Origin of the sequence: Agathobaculum sp. LCP25S3_E8 (assembly GCF_052117165.1) — a bacterium.
Taxonomy (GTDB): Bacteria; Bacillota; Clostridia; order Oscillospirales; family Butyricicoccaceae; genus Agathobaculum.
Map to the genome: position 1 here is coordinate 1 of NZ_JBQKJR010000141.1, position 1377 is coordinate 1377.

At 43.9% G+C, this 1377-nt stretch carries 1 protein-coding gene; it reads right to left on the bottom strand.

The window, feature by feature from the left end; translation table 11 throughout:
• Positions 1-145 precede the first annotated feature (145 nt).
• Positions 146-1060 (bottom strand): homoserine O-acetyltransferase MetA, encoded by a 915-nt coding sequence (gene metA / locus ACTQ34_RS17930; protein WP_441364959.1) that lies wholly within the window; start codon positions 1058-1060, stop codon positions 146-148.
• Positions 1061-1377 lie beyond the last annotated feature (317 nt).

The following is a 1377-nucleotide window of genomic DNA, read 5'->3' on the forward strand; positions in this document are numbered from 1 at the left end:
ATCCCGATCCATTTTTCCTCGTTCCAGCATTGCTCTCACCACCTATTCCTATTTTACCGCGCTCAAACGAAAAAGCCCAGCTTTTGCTGGACTTTTTCGACAGACTGAAAGAAACGGCCTGCGGGCCGTTTCTTTTTTTATGAATTCACATTTTATCAAGAAAATAGGGTGTAGTTTGATAGACGTAGTAGTTAACCCAGTTGGTGTAGAACAAGTGTGCATGGGCTTTCCATGTGACAAGAATCTCGGCATCCGGATCGTCATTACGGAAGTAGTGAGCCGGAACAGCAGGGTTTAAACCTTTGGCCAAGTCTCGCTCATATTCTTTCTTGAGCGTATCGGAGTCGTATTCTCCGTGGCCGAGCACAAAAATCTGACGGCCGTTCATTGCTTCCACGATATAAACGCCGGCTTCATTAGACTCTGCCAGCAGACGCAGTCGATCATCCCGGCGGATATCCTCGGCGCGGACCTCGGTATAACGGGAATGCGGCGCAGAAAAAACGTCGTCAAAGCCACGCAGAAGAGGTTCTTTTGGAAAAAGCATGTGATGACGAAAAATACCGGACATCTTGTGGGGGAGGGGGTACTTCGGGATACCATAATGATGGTATAAGCCGGCCTGTGCACCCCAGCAGATGTGCAGGGTAGAATGGACATGGGTCTTGCTCCAATCCATAATCTCGACCAGCTCATTCCAATATTCCACGTCCTCAAATGGCATATTTTCTACCGGAGCGCCGGTAATAATGAAACCATCGTATTTTTGCTCACGAATATCATCAAAGGTCTTGTAGAAAGTAAGTAGATGATCCTCGGGGGTGTTTTTGGAGTGGTAGGTCTTAGTTTGAATCAAGTCTACCTCAATCTGAATAGGAGTATTGGATAAACAACGTAGAATTTGCGTTTCCGTGACAATTTTCAACGGCATCAGATTAAGCAATGCGATGCGCAGCGGTCGAATATCCTGTGTAGTCGCACGGTGTTCGGTCATAACAAAGATGTTTTCGCTTTCCAGTACCGCGCGCGCAGGCAGACTGTCGGCTATTTTAATGGGCAAGCCGACCCCTCCTTTTTGTAAAATAGCATTATAATGTTTTATTATAGCAGAAAGCGAAAAGAACCACAAGTCACAAAAAGTGAAAATCAGGTAAAAAACAGTTGACAAAAGTAAAAAAGAGAGGTATACTATACAAGTCTCAAATAGAGACAGTCAAACAAAGCGCAAACAAAAAGTTGAAAAAACTTCTTGACAAATACGACTGAGTTTGATATACTAAATAGGCTGTTTCGACAAGAAACGGCACGGGTCGAAAAGAGTTTGAAAAAAGTTGAAAAAACTTCTTGACAAACCGAATTCAACCTGATATAATAAAT